Origin of the sequence: Streptomyces sp. NPDC127177 (assembly GCF_042672475.1) — a bacterium.
GTDB lineage: Bacteria > Actinomycetota > Actinomycetes > Streptomycetales > Streptomycetaceae > Streptomyces.
Window position 1 is genome coordinate 24,934 of the sequence record NZ_JBHXUW010000056.1, and the last position, 24,154, is coordinate 49,087.

18 protein-coding genes, 1 tRNA gene and 1 pseudogene are annotated in these 24,154 nt (G+C 72.0%); 11 read left to right on the forward strand and 9 right to left on the reverse strand.

The window, feature by feature from the left end; genetic code table 11:
* Positions 1 to 17: 17 nt before the first annotated feature.
* From ACFVJX_RS28460 to ACFVJX_RS28475, 4 genes are all read right to left on the reverse strand, one after another.
* A complete protein-coding gene (locus ACFVJX_RS28460) occupies positions 18 to 1,241 on the reverse strand; it encodes a hypothetical protein (RefSeq protein WP_384128217.1) in 1,224 nt (407 codons plus the stop codon).
* A complete protein-coding gene (locus ACFVJX_RS28465) occupies positions 1,238 to 2,305 on the reverse strand; it encodes a hypothetical protein (protein ID WP_384128219.1) in 1,068 nt (355 codons plus the stop codon). Before ACFVJX_RS28465 ends, ACFVJX_RS28460 begins: the two co-directional genes overlap by 4 nt.
* A 103-nt stretch (positions 2,306 to 2,408) precedes the next feature.
* Positions 2,409 to 5,291, reverse strand: coding sequence for a glycoside hydrolase family 2 TIM barrel-domain containing protein (locus ACFVJX_RS28470; RefSeq protein ID WP_384128221.1), 2,883 nt, complete (start codon positions 5,289 to 5,291; stop codon positions 2,409 to 2,411).
* A 138-nt stretch (positions 5,292 to 5,429) separates the two neighbouring features.
* A tRNA-Leu gene (locus ACFVJX_RS28475) sits at positions 5,430 to 5,514 on the reverse strand.
* Between the two features lie 183 nt (positions 5,515 to 5,697).
* Here ACFVJX_RS28475 and ACFVJX_RS28480 point away from each other — a divergent pair.
* From ACFVJX_RS28480 to ACFVJX_RS28490, 3 genes are all read left to right on the forward strand, one after another.
* Positions 5,698 to 7,032 (forward strand): M20/M25/M40 family metallo-hydrolase, encoded by a 1,335-nt coding sequence (locus ACFVJX_RS28480; protein WP_384128223.1) that lies wholly within the window; start codon positions 5,698 to 5,700, stop codon positions 7,030 to 7,032.
* A gap of 143 nt (positions 7,033 to 7,175) precedes the next feature.
* Positions 7,176 to 7,409: a chaplin ChpH gene (chpH, locus tag ACFVJX_RS28485; RefSeq protein WP_136328227.1), complete on the forward strand. Its 234-nt coding sequence runs from the start codon at positions 7,176 to 7,178 to the stop codon at positions 7,407 to 7,409.
* Between the two features lie 138 nt (positions 7,410 to 7,547).
* Positions 7,548 to 8,327, forward strand: a complete 780-nt coding sequence (locus ACFVJX_RS28490) for a chaplin (RefSeq protein WP_384128226.1) — start codon at positions 7,548 to 7,550, stop codon at positions 8,325 to 8,327.
* 67 nt (positions 8,328 to 8,394) lie between these two features.
* Here ACFVJX_RS28490 and ACFVJX_RS28495 read toward each other — a convergent pair whose 3' ends face one another.
* Complete coding sequence (locus ACFVJX_RS28495) at positions 8,395 to 8,583, reverse strand: DUF5703 family protein (RefSeq protein WP_250970632.1); 189 nt, start codon at positions 8,581 to 8,583, stop codon at positions 8,395 to 8,397.
* Between the two features lie 47 nt (positions 8,584 to 8,630).
* On the opposite strand from ACFVJX_RS28495, the gene ACFVJX_RS28500 reads away from it, so the two are divergent.
* Entirely contained in the window at positions 8,631 to 9,290 is a 660-nt protein-coding gene (locus ACFVJX_RS28500; RefSeq protein ID WP_384128228.1) for a hypothetical protein, read from the forward strand.
* Between the two features lie 177 nt (positions 9,291 to 9,467).
* Here ACFVJX_RS28500 and ACFVJX_RS28505 read toward each other — a convergent pair whose 3' ends face one another.
* Together ACFVJX_RS28505 and ACFVJX_RS28510 are read right to left on the reverse strand one after the other, a co-directional pair.
* Positions 9,468 to 11,768 (reverse strand): helix-hairpin-helix domain-containing protein, encoded by a 2,301-nt coding sequence (locus ACFVJX_RS28505; protein WP_384128230.1) that lies wholly within the window; start codon positions 11,766 to 11,768, stop codon positions 9,468 to 9,470.
* The gene (locus tag ACFVJX_RS28510; RefSeq protein WP_384128232.1) at positions 11,765 to 12,748 is read right to left on the reverse strand and encodes an aldo/keto reductase; all 984 of its coding nucleotides are present in this window, start codon (positions 12,746 to 12,748) and stop codon (positions 11,765 to 11,767) included. The genes ACFVJX_RS28505 and ACFVJX_RS28510 overlap by 4 nt, the downstream gene beginning before the upstream one ends.
* A 140-nt stretch (positions 12,749 to 12,888) precedes the next feature.
* Between ACFVJX_RS28510 and ACFVJX_RS28515 the strand changes: the two genes are divergently transcribed.
* Entirely contained in the window at positions 12,889 to 13,938 is a 1,050-nt protein-coding gene (locus ACFVJX_RS28515) for an LLM class F420-dependent oxidoreductase (protein WP_384128234.1), read from the forward strand.
* Between the two features lie 329 nt (positions 13,939 to 14,267).
* Positions 14,268 to 15,056, forward strand: a complete 789-nt coding sequence (locus ACFVJX_RS28520; RefSeq protein ID WP_384128236.1) for a ferritin-like domain-containing protein — start codon at positions 14,268 to 14,270, stop codon at positions 15,054 to 15,056.
* A 16-nt stretch (positions 15,057 to 15,072) separates the two neighbouring features.
* Here ACFVJX_RS28520 and corA read toward each other — a convergent pair whose 3' ends face one another.
* Complete coding sequence (gene corA / locus ACFVJX_RS28525) at positions 15,073 to 16,068, reverse strand: magnesium/cobalt transporter CorA (RefSeq protein ID WP_384128238.1); 996 nt, start codon at positions 16,066 to 16,068, stop codon at positions 15,073 to 15,075.
* A gap of 144 nt (positions 16,069 to 16,212) precedes the next feature.
* Here corA and ACFVJX_RS28530 point away from each other — a divergent pair, with 144 nt between their 5' ends.
* The 5 genes and pseudogenes from ACFVJX_RS28530 to ACFVJX_RS28550 form a co-directional block, all read left to right on the forward strand.
* Complete coding sequence (locus tag ACFVJX_RS28530) at positions 16,213 to 16,935, forward strand: histidine phosphatase family protein (RefSeq protein WP_384128240.1); 723 nt, start codon at positions 16,213 to 16,215, stop codon at positions 16,933 to 16,935.
* A gap of 105 nt (positions 16,936 to 17,040) precedes the next feature.
* Positions 17,041 to 17,631 carry a DUF3090 domain-containing protein gene (locus tag ACFVJX_RS28535; RefSeq protein WP_384128242.1) on the forward strand — a complete coding sequence of 197 codons (591 nt, stop codon included), beginning with the start codon at positions 17,041 to 17,043 and terminating at the stop codon, positions 17,629 to 17,631.
* Positions 17,595 to 18,434 carry an SCO1664 family protein gene (locus ACFVJX_RS28540; RefSeq protein ID WP_384128244.1) on the forward strand — a complete coding sequence of 280 codons (840 nt, stop codon included), beginning with the start codon at positions 17,595 to 17,597 and terminating at the stop codon, positions 18,432 to 18,434. The genes ACFVJX_RS28535 and ACFVJX_RS28540 overlap by 37 nt, the downstream gene beginning before the upstream one ends.
* A gap of 167 nt (positions 18,435 to 18,601) precedes the next feature.
* Complete coding sequence (gene mshC, locus ACFVJX_RS28545; protein WP_384128246.1) at positions 18,602 to 19,831, forward strand: cysteine--1-D-myo-inosityl 2-amino-2-deoxy-alpha-D-glucopyranoside ligase; 1,230 nt, start codon at positions 18,602 to 18,604, stop codon at positions 19,829 to 19,831.
* Between the two features lie 109 nt (positions 19,832 to 19,940).
* A pseudogene (locus ACFVJX_RS28550) lies at positions 19,941 to 22,985 on the forward strand (NPCBM/NEW2 domain-containing protein); the annotation flags it as partial.
* Between the two features lie 66 nt (positions 22,986 to 23,051).
* Here ACFVJX_RS28550 and ACFVJX_RS28555 read toward each other — a convergent pair.
* Positions 23,052 to 24,137, reverse strand: coding sequence for a PAC2 family protein (locus ACFVJX_RS28555; RefSeq protein ID WP_384135936.1), 1,086 nt, complete (start codon positions 24,135 to 24,137; stop codon positions 23,052 to 23,054).
* Between the last annotated feature and the right edge of the window lie 17 nt (positions 24,138 to 24,154).

Consider the following 24,154-nt stretch of genomic DNA (forward strand, 5'->3'; position numbering starts at 1 on the left):
GAGCCGCGTCGGGCGCGTCAGGTGCGGGGGAGCGTCACCTTCAGCGGGCCGCAGCCGATCCGCTCGGTCTCCGCCGCGACATAGGCCGGCAGCAGATCAGCCGTGAGCGTGAACCCGGCGTTCCTCGTCTGCCTCAACTGCTCCACCACGAACATCACCGGACCGGTCTGGCAGAGCGTCCGGTACACCGCCCGGTTCCCGGCCAGCTTCCCGTACCCCCCGGTGCCCTTCACGGTAGCGCCGGACCGCAGCGCGTCCCACGAGTAGATCTCGGTCAGCGCCGGGTCCACCACCGTCGTCATCCGCAGCAGCGGTTCGCGGTAGTCGCCACCGGCCTCGCAGACCCGGGCCGGCCCGCCGTCGCCGCCGACTCTGGTGTGCGACAGGTCCTTGCGGTACGCCGCCGGAAGGGCGAGGCCCTTGATGCCGCACAGCGCGGCCGTGTCGGTGTCCTTCCAGCCCACGACGGGCGGCAGGGTCCGCGGCTCCGGGTAGCTGCCCGAGCAGCCGAAGGACCGGATGACGCCGTTGGCCGCCTCCACCAGGGCGCCGGTCAGAGCGGCGCGGTCTTTCCGCTCGTACTCCGAGGAGATCTCGAGGTCCGCCCGGCCCATGCCGATCTCCACCACGGTGGGGCCGGTGAACTCACCGCGGCCCGTGCAGCTCTGCGGCAGCGCCAGCCACCCCCGCGAGCCGGACACCATCCCCGGCAGGCCGTCGCCCAGCGACACCATCGAGGCCGTGAGGAACTCCCGGGGCCACTGCGTCCCGTCGGCCCCCCGCAGACCGTCCAGCAGGCGCACCCCGACGGTCACCTGACGGCGGGCCCGGTCGTTCTCGTAGCCGGTGATGCGGCACTGCCCGTACGAAAGCCCGCCCTGCGGATCGCTCTGGAGCGACTGCTCCTCGACCTCGACCCGGCGGTCACCGAGGAGCTCAGACACGGTGGAGTCACCGAGCGAGTCCCAGCAGGGAGCGGGCCCGAGCAGCGGCAGCGTGTCGGTGCGCCAGGCGACCGCACCGGCGCCGATCAGGGCACCGACCAGACCGGCGGCGGTGACCGCGCGAGCGGTACGGCTCCGCAGCAGGCGGCGCACGAAGGAGGCGCGGCCGGCTCCGGGAACGGCGGGCCCGCTCCCCTCCCGGCCATCCGCCGTGTCCGCCGTGTCCGCGGCGGGTGCACCGCTGTGCCCGGCGTCCGGGGCGTCCGGGGCGTTCTCCATGGAGCTGTCCTCGCTCATGCGCCCTCACCGTCCGCGCACCCGATGCGCCGGCTCACGGAGTCGGCGAAGTTCTCGAACACCCGCCGGTCGTCGGGACTGCCCCGGCCCTTGAGGCCGGTCTCCACGTTCCCGTAGAACACCGTCCGCCGCCCGCCGCAGGTGGTGCGCAGCAGACCGTGGGCGCCGCCCTCGGGGAGGCCGTCGAACAGGGCCACCATGCGCGGCCGGCGTGCCATCACGTACTGTGCCGACGGCTCGTCGGGCACCCCCGGCGCCCGCCACACCACCGAACACGTCTGGAGCCGGTCGGTGACCGCCCCCACCTGCTGCTCGTAGTGCGAGCCCTCGCCGAAATCGAAGGTCATCCCGGGTATCCGGCAGAGCGGGTGCACGGCCCTCTCGTGGTCCTCGGCCACCGTCACCATCGGCGAGACCGTGCGCAGGGACTCGTCCGGGGCGCAGCCCGCCTTCTTCATCGTGGTGTTGGCCGCGTCGAGCAGCATCCGGCCGACATCGGTGGTGGCACCGATCGCGAACGGCATGGCCACCTTGCCGAGATGGCCGTCGCCCGAGCTCTCGCTCCTGATCGTCACGGCCGATGCCCTGCCGTCCGCGTCGCACGCCTCGGGCAGGACCAGCATGGCCCGGTCGCCGGCGACCAGCCCGTCGAGCCCGTCCGGGAGCGGCGAGGCCGAGCCGTGGAAGTACTGGGCTATCCAGGCCCGGCGCTCCTTGGCGCCGGCCGGGACGGGGCCGTACTCCAGGGTGATCTGCTCCTTGAAGGTGAGCGGCTGGTCCGAGTCGTCGTCCTCGACCTCGGAGGTCACCGCCAGGGTGCAGGTGCCGTGCGGCCGGTCCGCCGAGGGCGGCGCGGACTCGGTGGCCCGGCGCTGCGAACCGGACTTGCCGAGCGCCTGGTCGCCGAGGAACGACGGGCCGCTGTCCTGCTCCCACGCACCCCAGCAGTAGGTGTCGCGGAAGGGCCAACTGTCCGTCGCCCAGAGCCCGATGCCGGATGCGAGGACCGCGCCGGCCACCACCCCGGCGAGCACCGTGGCCCGCCGTACACCACCGCTGCCCATGACATCTCCCCCTTGTGAACCGCGATGATCACCGCAAAACGACGATGCTACGTCGTCACCGGCCCCGGCCGGGAAGGGGGTTTGGCGCGGGGCCGGTCGGAGGTCAGCCCAACGCCGAGAAGACGAAGGAGAATTCGGCGGGGACCGCTTCCAGCCGGTACTGCGGCAGCACACCCGGCCCGCACGACTGCGAGCCGATGCCCTGCACCGCGTGGTCCAGATTGACCCACACCCGGTCCCCGGCCACGGTCTCCGGCAGGTGCTCCGCCGCGTCCAGCTGCTCGCTGGTCCAGCGCCGCGCCGTGAGCCAGAACGGCGCACCGCCCTCGGCCCGCAGCCCCGCACCGTCGCCGTCCGTCAGCTCCGCCCACCGGACGCCGGCCCGCGCGCCGTTCTCCTGCGGCCTGACGTACGGCGTCTGCAAGGCGTCCACGTCCATCTCCCAGTGCCCCAGCATCGCGGCGGCCCGGGTGTCCGGGTACGCCTCACCGGGACCGCCGCCGAACCACCGCACCCCGTCGTACGCGGCGGGCAGCGCGAACCGGATGCCCAGCCGGGGCAGCGGCACCCGCCAGTCGCCCTCCGGCACCACGGACACCGTGAGGCCGAGCCGGTCCCCGGCCGCGGTCCAGCGGTACGTGGTGCGAAGGCCCAGGTTCCAGCCGGCGGGCGCCACCCGGGTCCGTACGGTCAGGGCGTCCTCCCCGGCCTCGACCGCGTCGAGGCGGTGCCGCATCCGGTGCAGCCCCAGCTCCCGCCACCGCACCCCGTACCGCTCGTCCGGCTGCCACGCCGCACCGTTGTCGTTGTCGGTGGGCGCCCGCCACACATCCAGCCGCAGCCCCTCCACCGCGATGTTCCCCAGCCGTACCGGCGCCCCGGTCGCCGCGTCGAAGACACCGGGCCCGAGCGTGATCACGTCCCCATGGCGCTCCGGACGCGCACCGGCCGCCGGGGCGGGGAGCCCCGGCGCACCCGCCTCGGCCTGGCCCCACGCCACCACGTGCCCGCGCTCGGCCCAGGAGGTGTCCTCGGCGAGCACCGCCCGCACCGTCCACACGCCCTCGCCGCCGTCCTCCGCCACGACCTCGGCCGATGCGCCGGGGGCCAGTTCCGGAACCGCCAGGGTGCCCGAGGCGACGACCGCTCCGTCCACCTCGCGCGACCACAGGAACTCCAGCTGCCCGAGCCCGGAGAAGTCATGGCCGTTGGTGACCGTGAAGGCGCCCGCCGAGGAGCCCGGGCCGATCCGCACCGGTTCGATCACCTTCTTGTACTCGACGAGCCCCGGGGAGGGAGTGCGGTCGGGGAAGAGCAGGCCGTCACAGACGAAGTTGCCGTCGTGCAGCTCCTCGCCGAAGTCCCCGCCGTAGGCGAAACCGAGCTCCGGGTGGGCGAAGCCGTGGTCGATCCACTCCCAGACGAATCCGCCCTGGCAGCGTTCGTACCGCTCGAAGAGCCTCTGGTACTCGCTGAGTCCGCCGGGCCCGTTGCCCATGGCGTGGGCGTACTCGCACATGAAGAAGGGCATGGCCCGCCGCCGGGCGTCCAGCGCCGCGTCGGCCCACGGCTCCTCGGCCCGCCTGCCGATGAGCTCGACCTCGGCGTGCGTCGGATACATCCGTGAGTACAGATCGACGTCCTCGCACGAGTGATCGCCCTCGTAGTGCAGCAGCCGCTCCGGGTCCCGCCCCCGGATCCACTCGGCCATCGCGCTCAGGCCGCGGCCCGAACCGCACTCGTTGCCCAGCGACCAGATGATCACCGAGGCGTGGTTCTTGTCGCGTTCGACCATCCTGGCCGCACGGTCCAGCAGCGCGGGTGTCCACCGGTCGTCGTCCACCGGGTTGTCGCGCCACTCCAGGTCGACAAAGCCATGTGTCTCCAGATCGCACTCGTCGATCACCCAGAGACCCAGCTCGTCGCAGAGATCGAGGAAGGCGGGGTGCGGCGGATAGTGGCTGGTCCGTACGGCGTTGATGTTGTGCTGCTTCATCAGCACCAGATCGCGCCGCATGGTCCGCGCGTCGACGGCCCGGCCGGTCTCCGGGTGGAACTCGTGCCGGTTCACCCCGCGGAAGAGCAGCCGCCGCCCGTTTACCTTGATGACGCCGTCCTCGACGACGACCGTACGGAAGCCGACCCGCAGCGGGATCCGTTCGCCCGGTGTCACCAGCTCCGCGGCGTACAGCCGGGGCGTCTCGGCGGTCCAGGGTTCCACCGCCACGGTCACCGGTTCGCCCGCCGGGACGTCGATCCCCAGCTCCGGCACGAGAACCCGTCCCTCGGTTCCCTCGCACTCCACCCGCAGCGTCCCGGAGCCGTCGCGGTGGTCGTACCCGGCGTGCACGAAGAGGTCCCGGGGCGCGCCCTGCGGCCGGTGCAGCAGTGTCACGTCACGGAAGATGCCCGGCAGCCACCACTGATCCTGGTCCTCCAGGTAGCTCCCCGACGACCAGGCGTGCACCCGTACGGCCAGCACGTTCTCACCGGCCCGCAGCAGATGGCCCACGGCGAACTCATGCGCCAGCCGGGAGCCCTTGAAGTCGCCCAGCTCCTGCCCGTTGAGCCAGACCCGGGCGCACGACTCCACTCCGTCGAACCGGAGCACGCTCCCGCCGCCCGCAGGCAGCCCCGCGGGCAGGGTGAACGTCCGCAGATGGTCGCCGGTCGGATTCTCGGACGGCACCCGTGGCGGATCGACGGGGAAGGGATAGACGACGTTCGTATACGCGGGGGCGCCCCCGGCGCCCTGGAGCACCCAGTGCCCGGGCACCTCGACCGAACCCCACGCCGACGCGTCGAACCCCGGCCGCGCGAACGACTCGTCCTCGGTGTCGGCGCGCGGCGAGAGCCGGAAGGCCCATTCGCCGTTCAGGGACAACCGCGCGGCATCGGACGCCGCGTACCAGGAGCGTGGTGCGAGTCCGCCCGATCCCGGACCCATGTCCTCGTACCAGGGAGTGTCGGCAGCTGTGCGGCTCATGGGTCTCCTCGGTCGGCAGCGCCCTTGTCACCGGGGACGTTAACCAGGGCTGAACCGATTCAACAAGGGTGCGCGGCCCGCTTCCCCGGGAAACGCGAAGTGCCGACCAGGATCGCTCCTGATCGGCACTTGCTTCTGTGTCCGAGGGGGGACTTGAACCCCCACGCCCGATAAAGGGCACTAGCACCTCAAGCTAGCGCGTCTGCCATTCCGCCACCCGGACAAGGTGTCTGTCTCGCGGGCCCGGCCCGTTCCGACGTGGAAAACCATAGCAAACATTGAGGGGTGCTCGATCACGCCCGGGTTCGTGTGAAGGGCGCATGACGAGAGGTGGGGGGCCTTGGGTGTGCGGGCCGGGCGCGGGAGGATGAGGGGGAGCACCACAGCGACAGTGGAAGGAACCAGCGTGAGCGAGACCAGAGCGGCCCGGACCGGCTCCGGCGAGAGCGCCGAGAACGAGGTCGTGGACCTCTGTCGTGATCTCATCCGGATCGATACCAGCAACTACGGGGACCATTCGGGGCCGGGCGAGCGGCAGGCCGCCGAGTACGTGGCGGAGAAGCTCGCGGAGGTGGGGCTGGAGCCGCAGATCTTCGAGTCCCACAAGGGCCGTGCCTCCACCGTGGCGCGGATCGAGGGCGAGGACTCCTCCAAGCCCGCCCTGCTGATCCACGGCCACACCGACGTCGTCCCGGCCAACGCCCACGACTGGACGCACCACCCCTTCTCCGGGGAGATCGCGGACGGCTGCGTGTGGGGCCGGGGCGCGGTCGACATGAAGGACATGGACGCGATGACGCTCGCGGTCGTGCGCGAGCGGATGCGCAGCGGGCGCAAGCCCCCGCGGGACATCGTCCTCGCCTTCCTCGCGGACGAGGAGGCGGGCGGTACGTACGGGGCCCGCTATCTCGTCGACAAGCACCCCGATCTGTTCGAGGGCGTCACCGAGGCGATCGGCGAGGTCGGCGGCTTCTCCTTCACGGTCAACGAGAACCTGCGGCTCTATCTCGTGGAGACCGCCCAGAAGGGCATGCACTGGATGCGGCTGACCGTGGACGGCACCGCCGGCCACGGCTCGATGACCAATGACGACAACGCGATCACCGAGCTCTGCGAGGCGGTCGGAAGGCTCGGCCGGCACACCTGGCCGGTGCGGGTCACCAAGACGGTGCGGTCCTTCCTGGACGAGCTGTCCGACGCGCTCGGCACGCCGCTCGACCCCGAGGACATGGACGCCACGCTGGCCAAGCTGGGCGGCATCGCCAAGATGGTCGGCGCCACCCTGCGCAACTCGGCCGCCCCCACCATGCTGGGCGCGGGCTACAAGGTGAACGTGATCCCGGGGCAGGCCACCGCCCATGTCGACGGGCGATTCCTGCCCGGGTACGAGCAGGAGTTCCTGGCCGACCTGGACCGGATCCTCGGCCCGCGCGTCAAGCGTGAGGACGTGCACGGCGACAAGGCGCTGGAGACCGATTTCGACGGTTCGCTGGTCGACGCGATGCAGATCGCGCTGAAGGCGGAGGACCCGATCGCCCGCGCTGTTCCGTACATGCTCTCCGGTGGTACGGACGCCAAGTCCTTCGACGACCTGGGCATCCGCTGCTTCGGCTTCGCCCCGCTGAAGCTCCCCCCGGAGCTCGACTTCGCGGGCATGTTCCACGGTGTGGACGAGCGGGTGCCGGTCGACGGCCTGAAATTCGGCGCCCGTGTTCTCGACCGGTTCATCGACAACAGCTGACCCGCCATCGAGATATTCGCCAGCTTGTACGTATCTAACCGGAAAGAGTGAAAGGGGCTTCCTGCTCGTAGCCCCATTACTTCCTCCTCGTTACAGGTGATGCGGTCCGCGGCTGGGACCGCATTTGCCAACTAGGAGGAATAATGATCAAGAAGATCGTCGCCGCTGCGGCTGTCACCGGTGGTCTGGTGCTCGCGGGTGCCGGCATGGCCGTCGCGGACTCCGGCGCCCAGGGTGCCGCCATCGGCAGCCCCGGCGTGCTCTCGGGCAACGTCGTCCAGGTTCCCGTCCACGTTCCCGTGAACGTGTGCGGCAACACGATCTCCGTGATCGGGCTGCTGAACCCCACCTTCGGCAACACCTGCGTCAACGCCTGACGTTGTGCGTCAACCCGCAAGGGTTTGAGCCCGGTCGGCCCCGCAGCACAAGCCATGTGCTCCGGGGCCGTCGGGTCCTTTGCCTCCGCACGTTCAAGTCCGGGGGTATTCCGGAAGGTAGAAGGCAGGAAACAACCTATGCGACAGGTCACGCGTAAAGGCCTGATCACCATGGCGGCGGCGGGCGGCGTGCTCGCGCTCAGTGGCGGTTACGCGCACGCCGACGCGGGAGCGTCCGGCGGCGCATCGAATTCCCCGGGGGTGCTTTCTGGGAATTCGGTACAGATCCCGGTCGACGTCCCGGTCAACGTTTGCGGTAACTCCGTGAGCGTCGTCGGACTGCTCAACCCGACCGCGGGAAATGCCTGCGGAAACGGTTCGGGCGGGGCGGCCGCCGGATCCGGCGGATCAACCGCCGGCACGTCCGGCAGCCACGCGGCGGACAGCCGCAGCGGCAGCGCGTCGGACGACCGCGGTCAGGGGGTGCGGGCGGGCACCGGTAAGCACCGGGCCGCCCGCAGCGACGACGGGGGCGGGGCGACGGCCCAGGGGTACACGCAGGGCTCACCCGGTCTGCTCTCGGGCAACCAGGTCCAGGTCCCCATCGACATTCCCGTGAACGCCTGCGGGAACAGCGTCACCATCATCGGCCTGCTGAACCCCGCGTCCGGCAACACGTGCGAGAACGAGAGCGCACCGCCGGTCGACGTTCCGGAGACCCCGGTCCACCACGTGACACCGCCGTCACCCGGACCGCGCACCATCCCGAACGCGCCCGAGCCGCAGACGGTGCCGGAGAGCACCCCGCAGCTCGCACACACCGGAGCGGGCGGGCTCGACCTGCTCATCCCGGCGAGCGCGGGTCTGCTGCTGGCAGGCGCGGGCACGGTGCTCTACCGCCGCGGCCGGGCCGCCTAGCGCAGACGGCACCGGGCAGGAGCACGGCGAAGGGAGCGGGCCCCGCGACAGCGGGGCCCGTTCCGTTTCACCAGGTGGCACGCAGCTGGCGGATGATCCGGCGGCGCAGCCGCACCCTGCGGCTGCCGTCGCGGCGCAGCGACAGGCGGTCCAATTCCCAGTGCCCGTACTCGGCATGGTCGGTCAGCAGGCGGGTCGTCTCCTTCCGGGACACCCCGCGCGGTACGTACACGTCGACAAATTCGTATTCCGGCATCGCATCTATTGTGCGGGCAGAGCCCGTGTACGGATAGCGTCTGCCCTATGTCTGATGCTGCGCAGCCCACCGCTGCCGAGGTACGCGCCGCCGCCGATGCGGTCAAGGTCGCGCTCGACCGCCACCTCGAGGCGGTCGAACGCCGGTCCGGGGACGACGACCCCGCTGTTTACGACGCGTTCAACGCACTGGCCGCTGCGGCGGAGGTCTACGACGAACTGCTCTACGACCGCCACGACGAGGTCACCCCCTTCGAGATTCCGGGGGCGCAGGACGCCCTGCCGCCCTACAACGGTCCCGAGGAGCCGAACGCGATCAGTGTGCTGATCCGCCGCGACTACGCGGTGGTGGAGCCGCAGCGGCTTCTCGCGCAGGCCCAGCGCCTCGCCGACGTGGATCCGGACGACCGCGACGGTACGAGCGCGGCCGTGGCCGGCAGCAGCGTCCATGCGGCGCTGGGGGTGCTCTTCGGGGAGTACGAGGCGGACGAGATCGCGTCCCGGCACACGGAGTTCGGTCTCGAGGAGGGCGACTCCACGCTCTGGGTCGCGGCGGCTGACGAGCTGCCGGAGCCGGGAGAGTGGCTGGGCGCGCCCTTCGACGACGCTGACCCCGAACTGGTGGTCTGCCGGTTCGACGTCAGCGCCGTCTTCGACGAGGACGAGCTGGACGGAGAGCTGGACGGCCTGGCGCGGGACGGCTCCTGACCGGTCCCCCGAGCCCGGCCCGTCTCTCCCGACCCGACCTGCCCTCAAGGCCGATCCAGACCGGTCCTGACCGATCGTGACCGGTGTGTGCCGGACGGTTGGGTGTCAGAGCGGTCCTGACCGGTGTGTGCCGGACTGCCGGGCGGATGCGCGGCGCATCCGCCCGGCAGTCCGCGCTCACCCGTCCGATGCCTCCAGCAGCGTGCGCAGCCGGGTGGTGCGGTCCTGCGAGGGGGACTGGGCGACCGCACGCGGCAGCGCCTGGTCCACCCCGTGTACCACCGAAAGGTGCCGCTCACCCCGGCTGAAGGCGGTGTGGACCCACGGGCGGCTGAGCCCCTGCGCCGCGTCACCCGGCAGCACGACGACCACCGCGGGCCAGCGCATGCCGGCCGCCTGATGGGCGCTGAGCGCCCAGGCATGGCGCACGGAAGCCTCCACCCGCTCCTGCGGTACGACGACCGGCGTCCCCGCGCAGTCCAGGTGCAGGCCTTCGGCGTCGGCCGACACGACCACGCCCGGCACGGTCCTGCCCGGCGCGGGGACGTGCGCGATCCGGTCACCCGGGTCGAAGCCGCCGAACCGCCCGGGGCCGGGGTTGAGCCGCTGCTTGAGGGCCTCGTTGAGCGCCCGGGTGCCCGCCGAGCCGCCGTGGCCGACGGTGATCACCTGAGTGTCGGACGACGGCACCCCGATGGCGCGCGGCACCGAGTCGGCGACCAGCTGGACGGTGCGGTGCACCGCCTCGCCCGCGTCACGCACGGGGACGATCACCACCTCCTTGCCCGGGGCCGCCACCTGGTTCAGCTCCCCGATGCCGATACCGGAGACGAGCTCGCCCATCGGACCGGGATCCGGTGTGCGCGAGACGACCTGCGGGCACGCCCGGGCGGCCAGCACATCGGCGAAGACCCGGCCCGCGCCCGCCGATGCCAGCACGCCCGGATCGCCGCTGAGTACCAGACGGGTCCCGTCGGCCAGGGCCTCCACCAGCATCGCGCCGGTCTCGACGTCGACCTGCGGGGCATCGAGCACGACCAGCAGATCGACGGCGACGGCACCCTCCTCGTCCCGTCCGGGGCCTTCGGCGCCGGAGAGCAGCCCGGCCAGCGTGACGGCCGTCCTCGGATCGCCCACCGCCTCGGCGAGCCGCTGCCTGCCGTCCACGCTGTGGGTGGCGCCCAGCGCCCGCAGGCCGAGGCCGTTCGCCGCCGCGATCAGGGCGGCGGGCTCGGCCCTGGCGGCCTCGCCGCCGGTGTGCGCGACGAGCCCGTGCGCCGCGGCGGCGCGGATCAGCTCGGCGGCCGAGGGGGAGGGCGCGGACGAGGCGGCCGCGGACCAGTCGGCGTCCTTCTCGCAGGCGTTCACCAGTCGGGCCAGGCCGTCGGCGAGGCTCTCCTCGGCCAGTGCGTACCGGTCGAGGCCGAGGAACACCTGCACCGGCTCCTGCGCGCCCTCGTCGGCCTCCGAGCCGCCTTCCGGGGCGTCTTCCGCCTCCTCGGCCCCCTCGTCGTCCCCGCCGTCCTGGAAGACCAGGACGACGCCCTCGGCCACGGCGTGCTGCACGGCCGCGTCCGGGTCGGTCACCGCGCGGCCGGCGAGCGCGGCCCGCACCTCCGTCGCGTCCAGCGCGGTGTGGCCCTGCAGTGCCGCGCGCTCCAGCAGCCAGCCCACCAGGGCAGCGGTGCGCCGCTCGTCGTCCGGTCCGCATTCGGGCCCCAGCAGCGCCCGGGCGAAGCCGTCGGCCTGTTCCGGCGCGACGCCGGGGACGGAGAGCAGCTGCCAGGGGTCCTCCCGCAGGACATCGGCAGCCTGTCCACCGAGCGTCCCGGCGGCCGGGGCGGCCAGGCTCTCCGGAGCCCCGCCCCCGGCCAGCACGGCGGCCACGGCGGCGACCGTCGAGGGCTCGGGGCCCTGGGGGGCCTGGGCGGGCTCCTGGGGCCGCTCACGCGCCGGTGCGGGCACCGGGGCGGTCCGGCGGGGGACGGCCGGGGCGGGGGAGTCGAAGAACGCGGCCCCCGGCTTCTCGCCGCTCTCCACGGCCCGTACGGCAGCCAGCAGATCGGCGGCCGGGCCGCTCAGCTTCGTGCCGGCCGGGATGGGGCCCTCCTTCTCGGCCTTGCGCTTGTCGATCCGCTCCCGCAGTTCGCGCTGGGCGGCCAGCTCGGCCTCGGCCTCGGAGAGGGCCGGGGCGGCGGCGTCGCCCTCCGCTGCCGCGTCCTTCTCCGCGCCCTCCGCTGTCGCGTCCGCGCCGTCCGCGGTCTCGTCCGTACCGTCCGCAGCCTCGTCCGTACCGTGGGTCGCTTCCTCCGTGCCGTCGGCCGCGGCTGGCGTCTCGTCTCCGGTGTCGCCGGCGTCCGCCGGCTCGCCCGCCCCGGCGGTCCCCTCGGCGGGGGCGGGCACGGGGGCGTCCGCGACAACGCTGTCGTCGTCGGTGGCCGAGGGGCCGGGGGATTCCCCCCGGGGAAGCGCAGTCACAGCGTGCTCCAGTCCTGGTCGGGATAGCGGTGCACGGGCGCCGACACATCGTCGAGCGCGCGGCAGATCTCGTCAGGAAGACTAAGCGCCTCCACTGACAATGCCTCCGTGAGCTGCCGCGCGTTGCGCGCGCCGATGATCGGGGCCACCACGCCGGGCCGGTCCCGCACCCAGGCCAGGGCCACTTGGAGCGGTGTCGTGGCCAGGCCGTCGGCTGCGGTCGCCACGGCGTCCACGATGCGGCTCGCCGCCTCGTCGAGATACGGCTCGACGAACGGGGCCAGCAGCTCGGAGGCCCCGCGGGAGTCCGCCGGAGTGCCGGTGCGGTACTTGCCGGTCAGCACCCCCCGGCCCAGGGGCGACGACGGCAGCAGCCCCACCCCGAGGTCGAGCGCGGCCGGCAACACCTCGCGTTCCACGCCCCGTTGCAGCAGCGAGTACTCCATCTGCGTACTGGCCAGCCTGGTCCGTGCGCCGGGCGATGCGAGCTGCCAGGTCGCCGCCTTGGCCAGCTGCCAGCCGCAGAAGTTCGACACCCCCGCGTAGCGGGCGCGTCCGCTGGACACCGCCAGGTCCAGCGTCTGGAGTGTCTCCTCCAAGGGGGTCACCGGGTCGAAGGCGTGCACCTGCCACAGGTCGACGTGATCCGTGCCGAGCCGGGCGAGCGAGGCGTCGAGTGCGGCCAGCAGGTGCCCGCGCGAACCGTCGAATCTGCGGTACGGATCGGGCACGCTCCCGGCCTTGGTGGCGATGACCAGATCACTCCGCGGCACCAGGCCGTCGACGAGCTGCCCGAGCAGGTACTCGGACTCGCCGCCGCCGTACACGTCCGCGGTGTCGACCAGGGTGCCGCCCACCTCCCAGAAGGCCTTCAGCTGCTCGGCAGCGTCGTGCTCGTCGGTGTCCCGGCCCCAGGTGAGGGTGCCGAGCCCGATCCGGGACACTCGAAGGCCGGTGCGGCCGAGATGCCTCTGCTCCATGGGCGCTGAGATTACTGGCCATGGCTCCACCGGGCGCAGGGCTGTGGACAACCGGGCCCCGGGTCACCCCTGCCGGATCCCCGTCCCGCGCGCTAGAGTCCGGAACACACGGACGTTACTGATCAGTAAGGAGAGCGGCTATGCGGCTCGGCATCAATCTCGGTTACTGGGGCGCGGGTATGGACGGGGACAACCTCGCCGTCGCGCAGGAGGCCGACCGGCTCGGTTACGACGTCTGCTGGGCGGCCGAGGCCTACGGCTCCGACGCGCCGACCGTGCTGACCTGGGTGGCCGCCCAGACCGAGTCCATCGACGTCGGCTCCGCGATCATGCAGATCCCGGCCCGTCAGCCCGCCATGACGGCGATGACCGCGGCCACCCTCGACTCGCTGTCCGGCGGCCGGTTCCGGCTCGGCCTCGGGGTCTCGGGACCGCAGGTCTCCGAGGGCTGGTACGGCGTCAAGTTCGACAAGCCGCTGGCCCGCACCCGGGAGTACGTCGAGATCGTCCGCAGGGCGATGACCCGCGAGCGGCTCTCGTACGAGGGACAGCACTGGACGCTCCCGCTGCCGGACGGACCGGGCAAGCCGATCAAGCTGACCATCCACCCGCAGCGCGAGCACATCCCGCTGTACATCGCCGCGATCGGCCCGAAGAACCTGGAGCAGACCGGCGAGATCGCCGACGGAGCCCTGCTGATCTTCCCGTCCGCGGACCACCTCGAGGACACCGCGGTGAAGCACCTGCGGGCGGGCCGGGAGAAGGCCGGCAAGACGATGGAGGGCTTCGACGTCTGCCCGACGCTGCCGCTGGCGCTCGGTGACGACGTCAACGGCCTCGCCGACATGTTCCGGCCCTACACCGCGCTGTACGTGGGCGGGATGGGCAGTCCCAAGCAGAACTTCTACAACCAGCTCGCCCAGCGCATGGGGTACGAGAAGGAAGCCGCCGAGATCCAGGAGAAGTACCTGTCCGGCGACAAGAGCGGAGCGGCCGCCGCCGTACCGCACCAGCTGATCGACCAGACCACGCTGCTGGGCTCGGTGGAGCGGATCGCCGACCGGATGCAGGCCTACGCGGCCGCGGGCGTCACCACCCTGACCCTCGCCCCGGCGGGCTTCACGCTCGACGAGCGGATCACCGCGCTGCGCGCCGGCACGGAGGCCCTGGAGCGGTCCGGACTCGCCTGAGAGCCGTCCCGTAACCCCGGCGGGCGCGCGGCCCGGCGCGTCCCGGGGCCTGTTTCGGAAGTCCCGCCGTCCGCCCGGACGGCGGGCGCCGGGGCGGTGGCACCACGGCCGTGGTGGGGGCTCGGGGGCCTCCCCGCCACGGCCGTCACGCGGAACAACGCGGCCGCCGGCGGTTGGGTTACGGGGCCTGTGCGGAAACGGTTCGCCGGGGTCGGTGACAGGGCTCCGGCGGGTGCTCGTTCGGCCCAGTGCGGGGGTGTTCCTGTTGCCCGTCGGGCCCGGGCGCATTTGACTGTCGCTCGGCGGACGCCGGTACGGAGGTGGCAGTGATGCTCTCGGCAAAGAGCCTGTTCCAGGAGATCCTCGACGACGACGAGTCGTTCCGGCTGTTCTGCTCCATCGCCGCCGGCGGCGAGTCCCAGGGCGGCTGGGAGAACGGCCGTATCGCGGCCCTCGCACCCGTCGGCCAGCGCGCGCTCGCCCCGAAGATCGCCCGGCACGGCGCCGACGAGGACAAGCACGGCCGGATCTTCAACGCCCTGCTCAAGAAGCGCGGTCTGGCACCCGCCGAGGTCCCGCACGAGACCGACTACACGATGCTGCTGGAGCGGTCGGGCATCGGCCTGTCCCATGAGCGGCTGGGGCGGGACGAGCCGCTCACCGAGCGCGACATCATCACCTACCTCGCGCACAGCCGGGTGACCGAACAGCGCGCGTCCGAGCAGATGCGGCTACTGCGCAGGTACTTCGCCGACCATCCCGACCTGGGCCGCGCGGTGCGGATGATCTCGAACGACGAGGACAACCACCTGGCGTACTGCCACGAGGAACTGCTGCGCCTCGCCCGGTCGGGACACGGCCGCACGATCCAGAGCATCCTGCGTGAGTGCGCGCTCGGCGAGATCCGGGTCTACCGCGACGTCAGTCTCGCCGTGATGGATCACATGGGCCGCATCCTGGACTGGCCGCGTGCCAAGGCCGCCGCGCTGGCCGCGGGGATCCACGCCGTCTACGCGTACGAGCTCCTCGGGGGCTGGCGGCGCATGGTGAGCCTGGCACCGCCCGAGCGGCGCGACGCGCTGGGCGGCCAGGCCGTCCCGGCACCCGAGTTCGGCTGAGTCCGGCCGCCCTCCCTCAGAGCCAGCCCCGACGCTTGAACTGGCGGTACAGGCCGAGGACCACACCCACCATCAGCAGGATCACCGCGGGATACGCCCAGACCCAGCGCAGCTCCGGCATGTGGTCGAAGTTCATGCCGTAGATCCCCGCGACCATGGTCGGCACCGCCGCCATGGCGGCCCAGGCCGAGATCTTGCGCATGTCGTCGTTCTGCCGCACCCCCATCTGCGCGAGATGCGCGGACAGGATGTCGGAGAGCAGCCTGTCGAGCCCCTCAACCTGCTCGTTGGCGCGTGTCAGATGGTCCTGGACGTCCCGGAAGAACGGCTGCGAACGCTCGTGGACGAAGGGCACCCCCGCGCTCGCCAGCCGGGCCATCGGGGCGGCCAGCGGGACGGTGGCCCGGCGGAACTCGAGCACCTGGCGCTTGAACGTGTAGATGCGGGCCGCGGTGTTCTTCGAGTCGCCGGTCCCGCTGGGGGCGAAGACCTGGGTCTCCAGCTCCTCCAGGTCGACCTGGAGTTCTCCCGCGACGTCGATGTAGTGGTCCACGACCGCGTCACTGACCGCGTACAGCACGGCCGTGGGCCCGTGCTTCAGCACATCGGGCTCGGCCTCCAGGCGGCGGCGTACGGCGGCCAGCGGCGCGGCCTCGCCGTGCCGGACCGTGACCACGAACGAGTCGCCTATGAACACCATCAGTTCGTCCGCGTCGACCGTGTCGGTGTCGTGGTCGTACATGACCGGCTTGATCACCGCGAACAGCGAGTCGTCGTAGACCTCAAGCTTCGGACGCTGGTGCGCGGACAGGGCGTCCTCCACGGCCAGCGGGTGCAGTCCGAACTCGCTGCTGACCCGGTCGAACTCCTTCTCCGTCGGCTCGTGCAGGCCGATCCACAAGAACGCGTCACCGGCGGCCCGGGCCTCTTCGAGAGCGTCGGAGAAGTCATCGGGGCCGTCGGTGCGGCGCCCGTCCCGGTAGATGGCACAGTCCACAATCACGGCGCGCATTCTGCCCTGCTCCGCTCCCGGACGCACCTTTGCGGGGGTGTCGGCCCAGGGCCTGCCGTCCGGACCATGCCGGATCGGGCCGGATCAGGGAGCGGGGCCCGGGAGCCCGGCCTGGTCCGAACGGACTGCCCTTAGGCTGGCCGCATGCCCACCCTGATCCTCGTACGTCACGGACGCTCCACCGCCAACACCGCCGGGGTGCTCGCGGGCCGGACACCCGGCGTCGCGCTCGACGAGCGCGGCACCGAGCAGGCCGCGGCGCTTCCCGGCCGGCTGGCCGCGCTCCCGCTCGTCGCGGCCGTCAGCAGCCCCCTGCAGCGCTGCCGCGAGACGCTGCGGCCGCTGCTCGACGCCCGGCCGGAACTGCCTCTCCACACCGAGGAGCGGATCAGCGAGTGCGACTACGGCGACTGGGCGGGCCGCAAGCTCGCGGAGCTCGTCGACGAGCCGCTGATGACGGTCGTGCAGCAGCACCCGTCGGCGGCGGCGTTCCCCGGCGGCGAGTCCATGCGGGCGATGCAGGCACGGGCCGTCGACGCGGTACGGGAGTGGAACGCGCGGATCGAGGCGGAGCACGGCGAGAACGCCGTGTACGTGATGTGTTCGCACGGCGACATCATCAAGTCCCTTGTCGCCGACGCGCTCGGCATGCATCTGGACCTCTTCCAGCGCGTTCACGCCGACCCGTGCTCGGTCACCGCGATCCGCTACACCCGGCTGCGGCCGTTCCTGCTGAGGCTCGGTGACACCGGCGACCTCGCCCCCCTGGCGCCGCGCGAACCGGCCCCTGACTCCGCCGACGGCGCGGGTGCGAAGAGCGGCGGGGAAGGGGACGCGGCGGTCGGCGGCGGCGCTGGATCACCGTGATCGCTCCGCGCAGTAGGGTGGACGCGCCGTAGGCGCCTTTTCCGGGAGGACTCTCCCGGGCCCCGGCCGCCCCCCATCCGCGTCAAATCACAAGGGAGACAGGACGTGTCCCGTCAGGTGTTCCTCTACGACCCCCCGGACCGTTTCGTGGCCGGTACGGTCGGGCTGCCTGGACGTCGTACGTTCTTCCTGCAGGCATCCTCAGGCGGACGTGTCACCAGCGTGGCCCTGGAGAAGACCCAAGTCGCCGCCCTCGCCGAGCGGGTGGACGAACTGCTCGACGAAGTGGTCCGGCGCACGGGGGGCAACTCCCCGGTGCCCGCCGTGGCCCCGATGGACGTCACCGACACCGCCCCGCTCGACGCCCCCGTCGAGGAGGAGTTCCGGGTCGGCACGATGGCGCTCGCCTGGGACGGCGAGGAACAGCGCATGATCGTCGAGGCGCAGGCCCTGGTCGAGCTGGACGCGGAATCCGTCGAGGATCTCGCGGAGGCCGAGGAGCGGCTGCTCCAGGACGAGGAGAACGGCCCGCCGATGCTCCGCGTCCGGCTCAGCGGGGCGCAGGCTCGCGCCTTCGCGAAACGGGCTCTGGACGTCGTGAACGCCGGCCGCCCGCCGTGCCCCCTGTGCAGCCTCCCGCTCGATCCGGAAGGACACGTATGCCCGCGCCAGAACGGATACCGCCGCGGGGCCTGACCGACGCCGAGCGGCTGACCCTGCTCGGCAAGGGCGAGCTCACCGTCCTCGGGCAGGTTCGGGGGGCCTCCAACGCGGTGCTGTACTGCTCGGTCGCGTACGAGGGCGACGAAGCGCACTGCGTCTACAAGCCGGTGGCCGGCGAACAGCCCCTGTGGGACTTCCCCGACGGCACCCTCGCCCAGCGCGAGGTGGCCGCGTACGAGGTCTCCGAGGCGATGGGCTGGGGGCTGGTGCCGCCGACCGTGCTGCGGGACGGACCCTACGGCCAGGGCATGTGCCAGCTGTGGATCGAGGCGGTGCCGCAGGGCGAGGACGAACCGGGGCTGCTCGCGCTCGTCGAGGACGAGGAGCCGGGCGAGGGCTGGAAGGCCGTGGCGCTCGCCGAGGTCGGCGAGGGCAGGACGGCGCTGCTGGTGCACGCCGACGATCCCCGGCTGCGGCGGCTCGCCGTCCTCGACGCGGTGATCAACAACGGTGACCGCAAGGGCGGACACCTGCTGCCCGCGCCCGACGGCCGGCTGTACGGCATCGATCACGGGGTCACCTTCAACGCCGACGACAAGCTGCGCACCCTGCTGTGGGGCTGGGCCGGCGAGCCGTTGCCCGCGGAGGCCACGCAGGTGCTGGACCGGCTGGCCGGGGAGCTCGAGCCGGGGGCTGCGCTGGTCACCCGGCTGGGCGAACTGATCACCGCGGCCGAGATCGAGGCGCTGCGGGCCCGTGTGGCGGGGCTGCGTTCCACCGGGCTGCACCGGGAGCCGAGCGGTGGGTGGCCGGCCATTCCGTGGCCGCCGGTGTAGGCGGGGCCGGGGGCGGCGGCCCGGGCACCGCATCGCCCGGAGACCGGGTCCGGCGGCCCGCCGGGCGGGGCCCGGACACATTTCGGGGCCGTGCGCAAGAGTGCCTCTTCGGACAGGATCCCCCCTCCGGTTCGTATCCGGAAGCTGCGTCCGGTTACGCTCGTGGCATGCATGCCTGGCCCGCTTCTGAGGTCCCCGCCCTGCCTGGCAAGGGCCGCGACCTTCGGATCCACGACACCGCGACCGGCGGACGGATCACCCTTGACCCCGGTCCCGTCGCCCGCATCTATGTCTGCGGCATCACGCCGTACGACGCGACCCATATGGGTCATGCGGCGACCTACAACGCGTTCGACCTGGTTCAGCGCGTGTGGCTCGACACCAAGCGGCAGGTTCACTATGTCCAGAACGTGACCGACGTGGACGACCCGCTGCTGGAGCGGGCCGTGCGCGACGGGCAGGACTGGACCGAGCTCGCCGAGCGCGAGACGGCCCTGTTCCGCGAGGACATGACTGCCCTGCGCATGCTCCCGCCGCAGCACTACATCGGAGCCGTCGAGGCGATACCCGGCATCGTGCCGCTCGTCGAACGACTCCGGGACGCGGGCGCCGCCTACGACCTCGACGGAGACGTGTACTTCTCCGTCGACACCGACCCGCACTTCGGTCAGGTCTCCAACCTCGACGCCGAGGCGATGCGGCTGCTCTCCGCCGAACGCGGCGGCGACCCGGAGCGCCCCGGCAAGAAGAACCCGCTCGACCCGATGCTCTGGATGGCCGCCCGCGCGGGCGAGCCGAGCTGGGACGGCGGCTCCCTCGGCGCCGGACGGCCCGGCTGGCACATCGAGTGCGTCGCCATCGCCCTGGACCACCTCGGCATGGGCTTCGACGTCCAGGGAGGCGGCTCCGACCTCGCCTTCCCGCACCACGAGATGGGCGCCTCGCACGCCCAGGTGCTGACCGGCGAGCACCCGTTCGCCCAGGCGTACGTGCACGCCGGCATGGTCGGCCTGGACGGCGAGAAGATGTCCAAGTCCAAGGGGAACCTGGTCTTCGTCTCGGCGCTGCGCCGCGACGGTGTGGACCCGGCGGCGATCCGGCTGGCCCTGCTCTCGCACCACTACCGCTCCGACTGGGAGTGGACCGACCAGGTGCTCGCCGACGCGGTGGAGCGTCTTGCGCGCTGGCGTGCCGCCGTTTCGCGGCCCGACGGGCTGTCCGCCGACGCGGTGGTCGAGGAGGTCCGCGAGGCCCTCTCCGACGATCTGGACACCCCGGCCGCGCTGGCCGCCGTGGACCGCTGGGCGGAGCGGCAGACCGCCGGGGGCGGTTCGGACGAGGGGGCGCCGGGACTCGTCTCGCGCACCGTCGACGCGCTGCTCGGTGTCGCGCTGTAACTCTCCGCAGGATCAGGTCCGTTCACCGGCCTCGAACTTCTTGATGAAGTTCGGGGCCGGTTCCGTTTTGTCCATGGTCAAATGCTCGATGCTGCGCTAAAAGCGCTCTATGCAATCATCAACGCGCATCAGATCGGCAGTAGTTGCAGCGCTGCTGGGGCTGTTCGCCGTCCTCTCGGGACCGGGCGGTGCGGCGGCGGATCCGGCCGCACCCGACGGGACGACGGTCGGCGACCTCACCGGCTTCTCGGCCGACGGATCCGTCTACCACCTGCGCGCGGGCACTGCCGAGGCCCGTGTCAGCTTCGTGTCCGACGAGACCTTCCGGATCGAACTCGCCCCGGACGGCACGTTCTCCGACCCGGCAGGCGATGCCATCGTGCTGCCCCAGGGATCGCCGCCCCGCACCCGCTGGAAGGAGCGCGGCGACCGCTACGACCTCTCCACCGGCGACATCACGCTCCGTGCCTACAAGTCGCCGCTGCGGTTCGCCCTGTACCGGGCCGACGGCAGCCGGGTGTGGTCCGAGGCCAAGGGGCTGAGCTGGGACGGCGAGAAGACCACCCAGACCCTCGCGCGCGGCGGCGACGAGCAGTTCTACGGCGCCGGTATGCAGAACGGGCGCGGCAACACCTCGCACCGGGACCGGACCGTCGAGGTCGGCGTCGACTACGACTGGGACGACGGCGGCCACCCCAACTCGGTGCCGTTCTACCTCTCGTCGGCCGGCTACGGGGTGTTCCGCAACACCTTCGCACCCAACACCTACGCCTTCACCGACCCGGTGACCACCAGTGCCCAGGAGCAGCGCTTCGACGCCTACTACTTCGCCGGTGACAGCGCCAAGGACGTCATAGGCCAGTACACGAAGCTCACCGGCAAGCCGTTCCTGCCGCCCGTGTACGGCATGGAGATCGGCGACTCGGACTGCTACCTGCACAACGCCAACCGCGGCGAGCGCCGCACCCTGGACTCGCTGAAGGTCGCCGACGGATACGTCGAGAACGACATGCCGAACGGCTGGATGCTCGTCAACGACGGCTACGGCTGCGGATACGAGGATCTCGCGGAGACCGCGAAGGGCCTGAAGGACCGTGACATGCAGCTCGGCCTGTGGACCGAGGACGGTATCGACAAGCTCGGCGACCAGGTCAAGGCGGGCCAGCGCGTGGCCAAGCTGGACGTCGCCTGGGTCGGCGACGGTTACAAGTTCGCCCTGGACGGCTGCAAGGACGCCTACAAGGGCATCGAGGACAACAGCGACGCCCGCGGCTTCACCTACGCCCCCGAGAGCTGGTCGGGTGCCCAGCGCTGCGGTGTGCAGTGGTCCGGCGACCAGTACGGCACCTGGGACTACATCCGCTGGCAGATCCCGACCTACGCCGGCGCCACGATGTCCGGCCTCGCCTACACCACGGGCGACGTCGACGGCATCTTCGGCGGCAGCGCCAAGACGTACACCCGTGACCTCCAGTGGAAGATGTTCCTGGGGACCACGATGACCATGGACGGCTGGGCGGCCGACGACAAGCAGCCCTACCGCTACGGGGAGCCGTACACCTCCATCAACCGCGACTACCTCAAGCTCAAGGAGTCGCTGCTGCCCTACCAGTACTCCTACGCGCACGAGGCGACGAAGACGGGTGTCGGCATGGTCCGGCCGCTGGTGCTGGAGTACCCGGACGACCCGAAGGCCGCGACGGACGCGGCGAAGTACGAGTTCATGTCGGGTGAGGACCTCCTCGTCGCCCCCGTCTACCAGGACAGCACCGAGCGCGACGGCATCTACCTGCCCAAGGGCACCTGGACCGACTACTGGACCGGGCGGACCTACCGGGGGCCGGTCACCGTCGACGACTACAGTGCCCCGCTCGACACCCTGCCGCTGTTCGTCAAGGGCGGCGCCAGTGTGCCGATGTGGCCGGGCATCCGCTCGTACAAGGACCGCACCGCCGGCTCCCCGCTCGCCTGGGACATCTACCCGCAGGGCAAGTCCTCGTTCACCCTGTACGAGGACGACGGCGTGACCCGGCAGCACCGCGACGGCGCGTACGCCACGCAGACCGCCGACGTCCGTGCCCCGGCCAAGGGTGCGGGCGACGTCACCGTCGACATCGGTGCGAGCAAGGGGAAGTTCGCGGGCAAGCAGAGCAGCCGTCCGTACGAGTTCAGCGTGCACACCGGCTCCGAGCCCGGTGCGGTGAAGCTCGCGGGCAAGCTGCCCCGGCTCGGCTCCGCCGCGGCGTACGCCTCGGCGAAGCAGGGCTGGTGGTACGACCGCGACGACCGCGGCGGCGTGGTCAAGATCAAGACCGCACCGCTGTCCACGGACAGGAAGTTCTCCGTGAAGCTGGAGAACACCAGCGCGGTCGGCGGACGGAACGCGGCCGCGGCTGCCACGGTCTCCGCGCCGCAGGGGCAGGAGATCGGCGCGGGAGCCCCGGCCACCGTCGCCGTCGACGTCACCGCGGGCAGCGGCGATGTGACGGACGCGGCGGTCTCGCTGGATGTCCCCAAGGGCTGGAAGGTCACCCCGGCCACCGCCGTGCGCCGGATCCCGGCGGGCACCACCCGGCGGGTCGAGGTGTCGGTGACCCCGGCGAAGGACGCCGCGGTGGGGGAGGAGCGGATCACCGCGCTCGCCCGCTACCGCTCGGCCGGCGAACCCCGGACGGCCGTTCGGCGGATCGCCGCCTCGGTGATGCCGCCGCCGCCCGCCGGTGAGGTGTGGGCGAGTGATCTGGAGTGGCTGAACTCCGTCAACGGCTACGGCCCGGCGGAGCGTGACCGCAGCAACGGCGAGTCGGGGGCCGAGGACGGCGGCCCGCTCACGCTGGCCGGAAAGGTGTACGAGAAGGGAATCGGCACGCACGCCGACTCCGACATCGAGGTCTATCTCGGCGGACACTGCTCGAAGTTCACCGCGGACGCGGGCATCGACGACGAGATCGACGGATACGGCGAGGTGGCGTTCTCCGTCGAGGCCGACGGGAAGGTGCTCTGGACCTCGCCGAAGGTCACCGGGGCGTCGGCCGCCGTACCGGTCGACGTGGCGCTCGACGGTGCGCGCCACGTCCGTCTGAAGGTCACGGACACCAACGGTTCCAAGACCGGCGACCACGGCGACTGGGGCGCCGCGCGCTTCGTCTGTTCCTTATTGACCGCTGCCAATGGGGGGCGCCGGGGGGTTGGGCCCCCGCCGGGCTCCCCGCTGTCCCGGTCAGTCCTCCGGCGAGTCCTCCGGCGGATCCTGCCGGCCGTCGGCCCCGTGGGCCTCACCGCCGTCGTCCGGCTCCGGGCCCGTCGCGGGACCGGCTCCGGGCCCGCTGCCGGAGCCGCTCACCGGCCCCGGGCCGGTCTCCGGCCGGGTCGGCTTCGGCGGCCTGGTGCGGCCGCTGGAGGTGTCCCGCAGATACGAGGCGTCGCCGCTCTCCGTGGCGTGCCCACCCGGCCCGGACAGCGGACCGGGATCCCGGCGGCGCAGATAGCGCTCGAACTCCCGGGCGATGGCCTCGCCGCTCGCCTCGGGCAGCTCCGCGGTGTCCCGGGCCTCCTCCAGCGTCTGCACGTACTCCGCCACCTCGCTGTCCTCGGCGGCCAGTTGGTCCACCCCGAGCTGCCAGGCGCGTGCGTCCTCGGCCAGTTCGCCCAGCGGGATGCGCAGCCCGATGAGATCCTCCAGACGGTTCAGCAGCGCCAGGGTGGCCTTCGGGTTGGGCGGCTGCGACACGTAGTGCGGCACCGCCGCCCACAGGCTCACCGCGGGCACGCCCGCGTGGGTGCAGGCCTCCTGGAGGATGCCGACGATGCCCGTCGGCCCCTCGTACCTGGTCTCCTCCAGGTCCATGGTCCGCGCCAGGTCCGGATCGGACGTGACGCCGCTGACCGGGACCGGGCGGGTGTGCGGGGTGTCGCCGAGCAGCGCGCCGAGCACCACCACCATCTCGACACCCAGTTCATGGGCGAAGCCCAGGATCTCGTTGCAGAACGAGCGCCAGCGCATGGAGGGCTCGATGCCCCGGACCAGGACGAGGTCGCGGGGCTTGTCCCCGCCGATGCGGACCACGGAGAGCCGGGTGGTCGGCCAGGTGACCTTGCGCACCCCGCCGTCCAGCCACACCGTCGGGCGGTTGACCTGGAAGTCGTAGTAGTCCTCGGCGTCCAGCGCCGCGAACACCTCGCCCTTCCACTCCCGGTCCAGGTGCGCGACCGCTGTGGAAGCGGCGTCACCTGCGTCGTTCCACCCCTCGAACGCGGCCACCATGACCGGGTCGATCAGCTCGGGAACCCCCTCGAGCTCGATCACCCAGGCCTCCTTCCGAA

What these genes read in the sequence shown, in the direction of transcription:
- mshC (WP_384128246.1), top strand. Translation starts at nt 18,602, where the DNA reads ATGCATGCCTGGCCCGCTTCTGAGGTCCCCGCCCTGCCTGGCAAGGGC.
- ACFVJX_RS28470 (WP_384128221.1), bottom strand. Translation starts at nt 5,291, where the DNA reads ATGAGCCGCACAGCTGCCGACACTCCCTGGTACGAGGACATGGGTCCG.
- ACFVJX_RS28540 (WP_384128244.1), top strand. Translation starts at nt 17,595, where the DNA reads ATGCCCGCGCCAGAACGGATACCGCCGCGGGGCCTGACCGACGCCGAG.
- ACFVJX_RS28515 (WP_384128234.1), top strand. Translation starts at nt 12,889, where the DNA reads ATGCGGCTCGGCATCAATCTCGGTTACTGGGGCGCGGGTATGGACGGG.
- ACFVJX_RS28510 (WP_384128232.1), bottom strand. Translation starts at nt 12,748, where the DNA reads ATGGAGCAGAGGCATCTCGGCCGCACCGGCCTTCGAGTGTCCCGGATC.
- ACFVJX_RS28465 (WP_384128219.1), bottom strand. Translation starts at nt 2,305, where the DNA reads ATGGGCAGCGGTGGTGTACGGCGGGCCACGGTGCTCGCCGGGGTGGTG.
- ACFVJX_RS28500 (WP_384128228.1), top strand. Translation starts at nt 8,631, where the DNA reads ATGTCTGATGCTGCGCAGCCCACCGCTGCCGAGGTACGCGCCGCCGCC.
- ACFVJX_RS28460 (WP_384128217.1), bottom strand. Translation starts at nt 1,241, where the DNA reads ATGAGCGAGGACAGCTCCATGGAGAACGCCCCGGACGCCCCGGACGCC.
- ACFVJX_RS28490 (WP_384128226.1), top strand. Translation starts at nt 7,548, where the DNA reads ATGCGACAGGTCACGCGTAAAGGCCTGATCACCATGGCGGCGGCGGGC.
- corA (WP_384128238.1), bottom strand. Translation starts at nt 16,068, where the DNA reads ATGCGCGCCGTGATTGTGGACTGTGCCATCTACCGGGACGGGCGCCGC.
- chpH (WP_136328227.1), top strand. Translation starts at nt 7,176, where the DNA reads ATGATCAAGAAGATCGTCGCCGCTGCGGCTGTCACCGGTGGTCTGGTG.
- ACFVJX_RS28495 (WP_250970632.1), bottom strand. Translation starts at nt 8,583, where the DNA reads ATGCCGGAATACGAATTTGTCGACGTGTACGTACCGCGCGGGGTGTCC.
- ACFVJX_RS28520 (WP_384128236.1), top strand. Translation starts at nt 14,268, where the DNA reads ATGCTCTCGGCAAAGAGCCTGTTCCAGGAGATCCTCGACGACGACGAG.
- ACFVJX_RS28530 (WP_384128240.1), top strand. Translation starts at nt 16,213, where the DNA reads ATGCCCACCCTGATCCTCGTACGTCACGGACGCTCCACCGCCAACACC.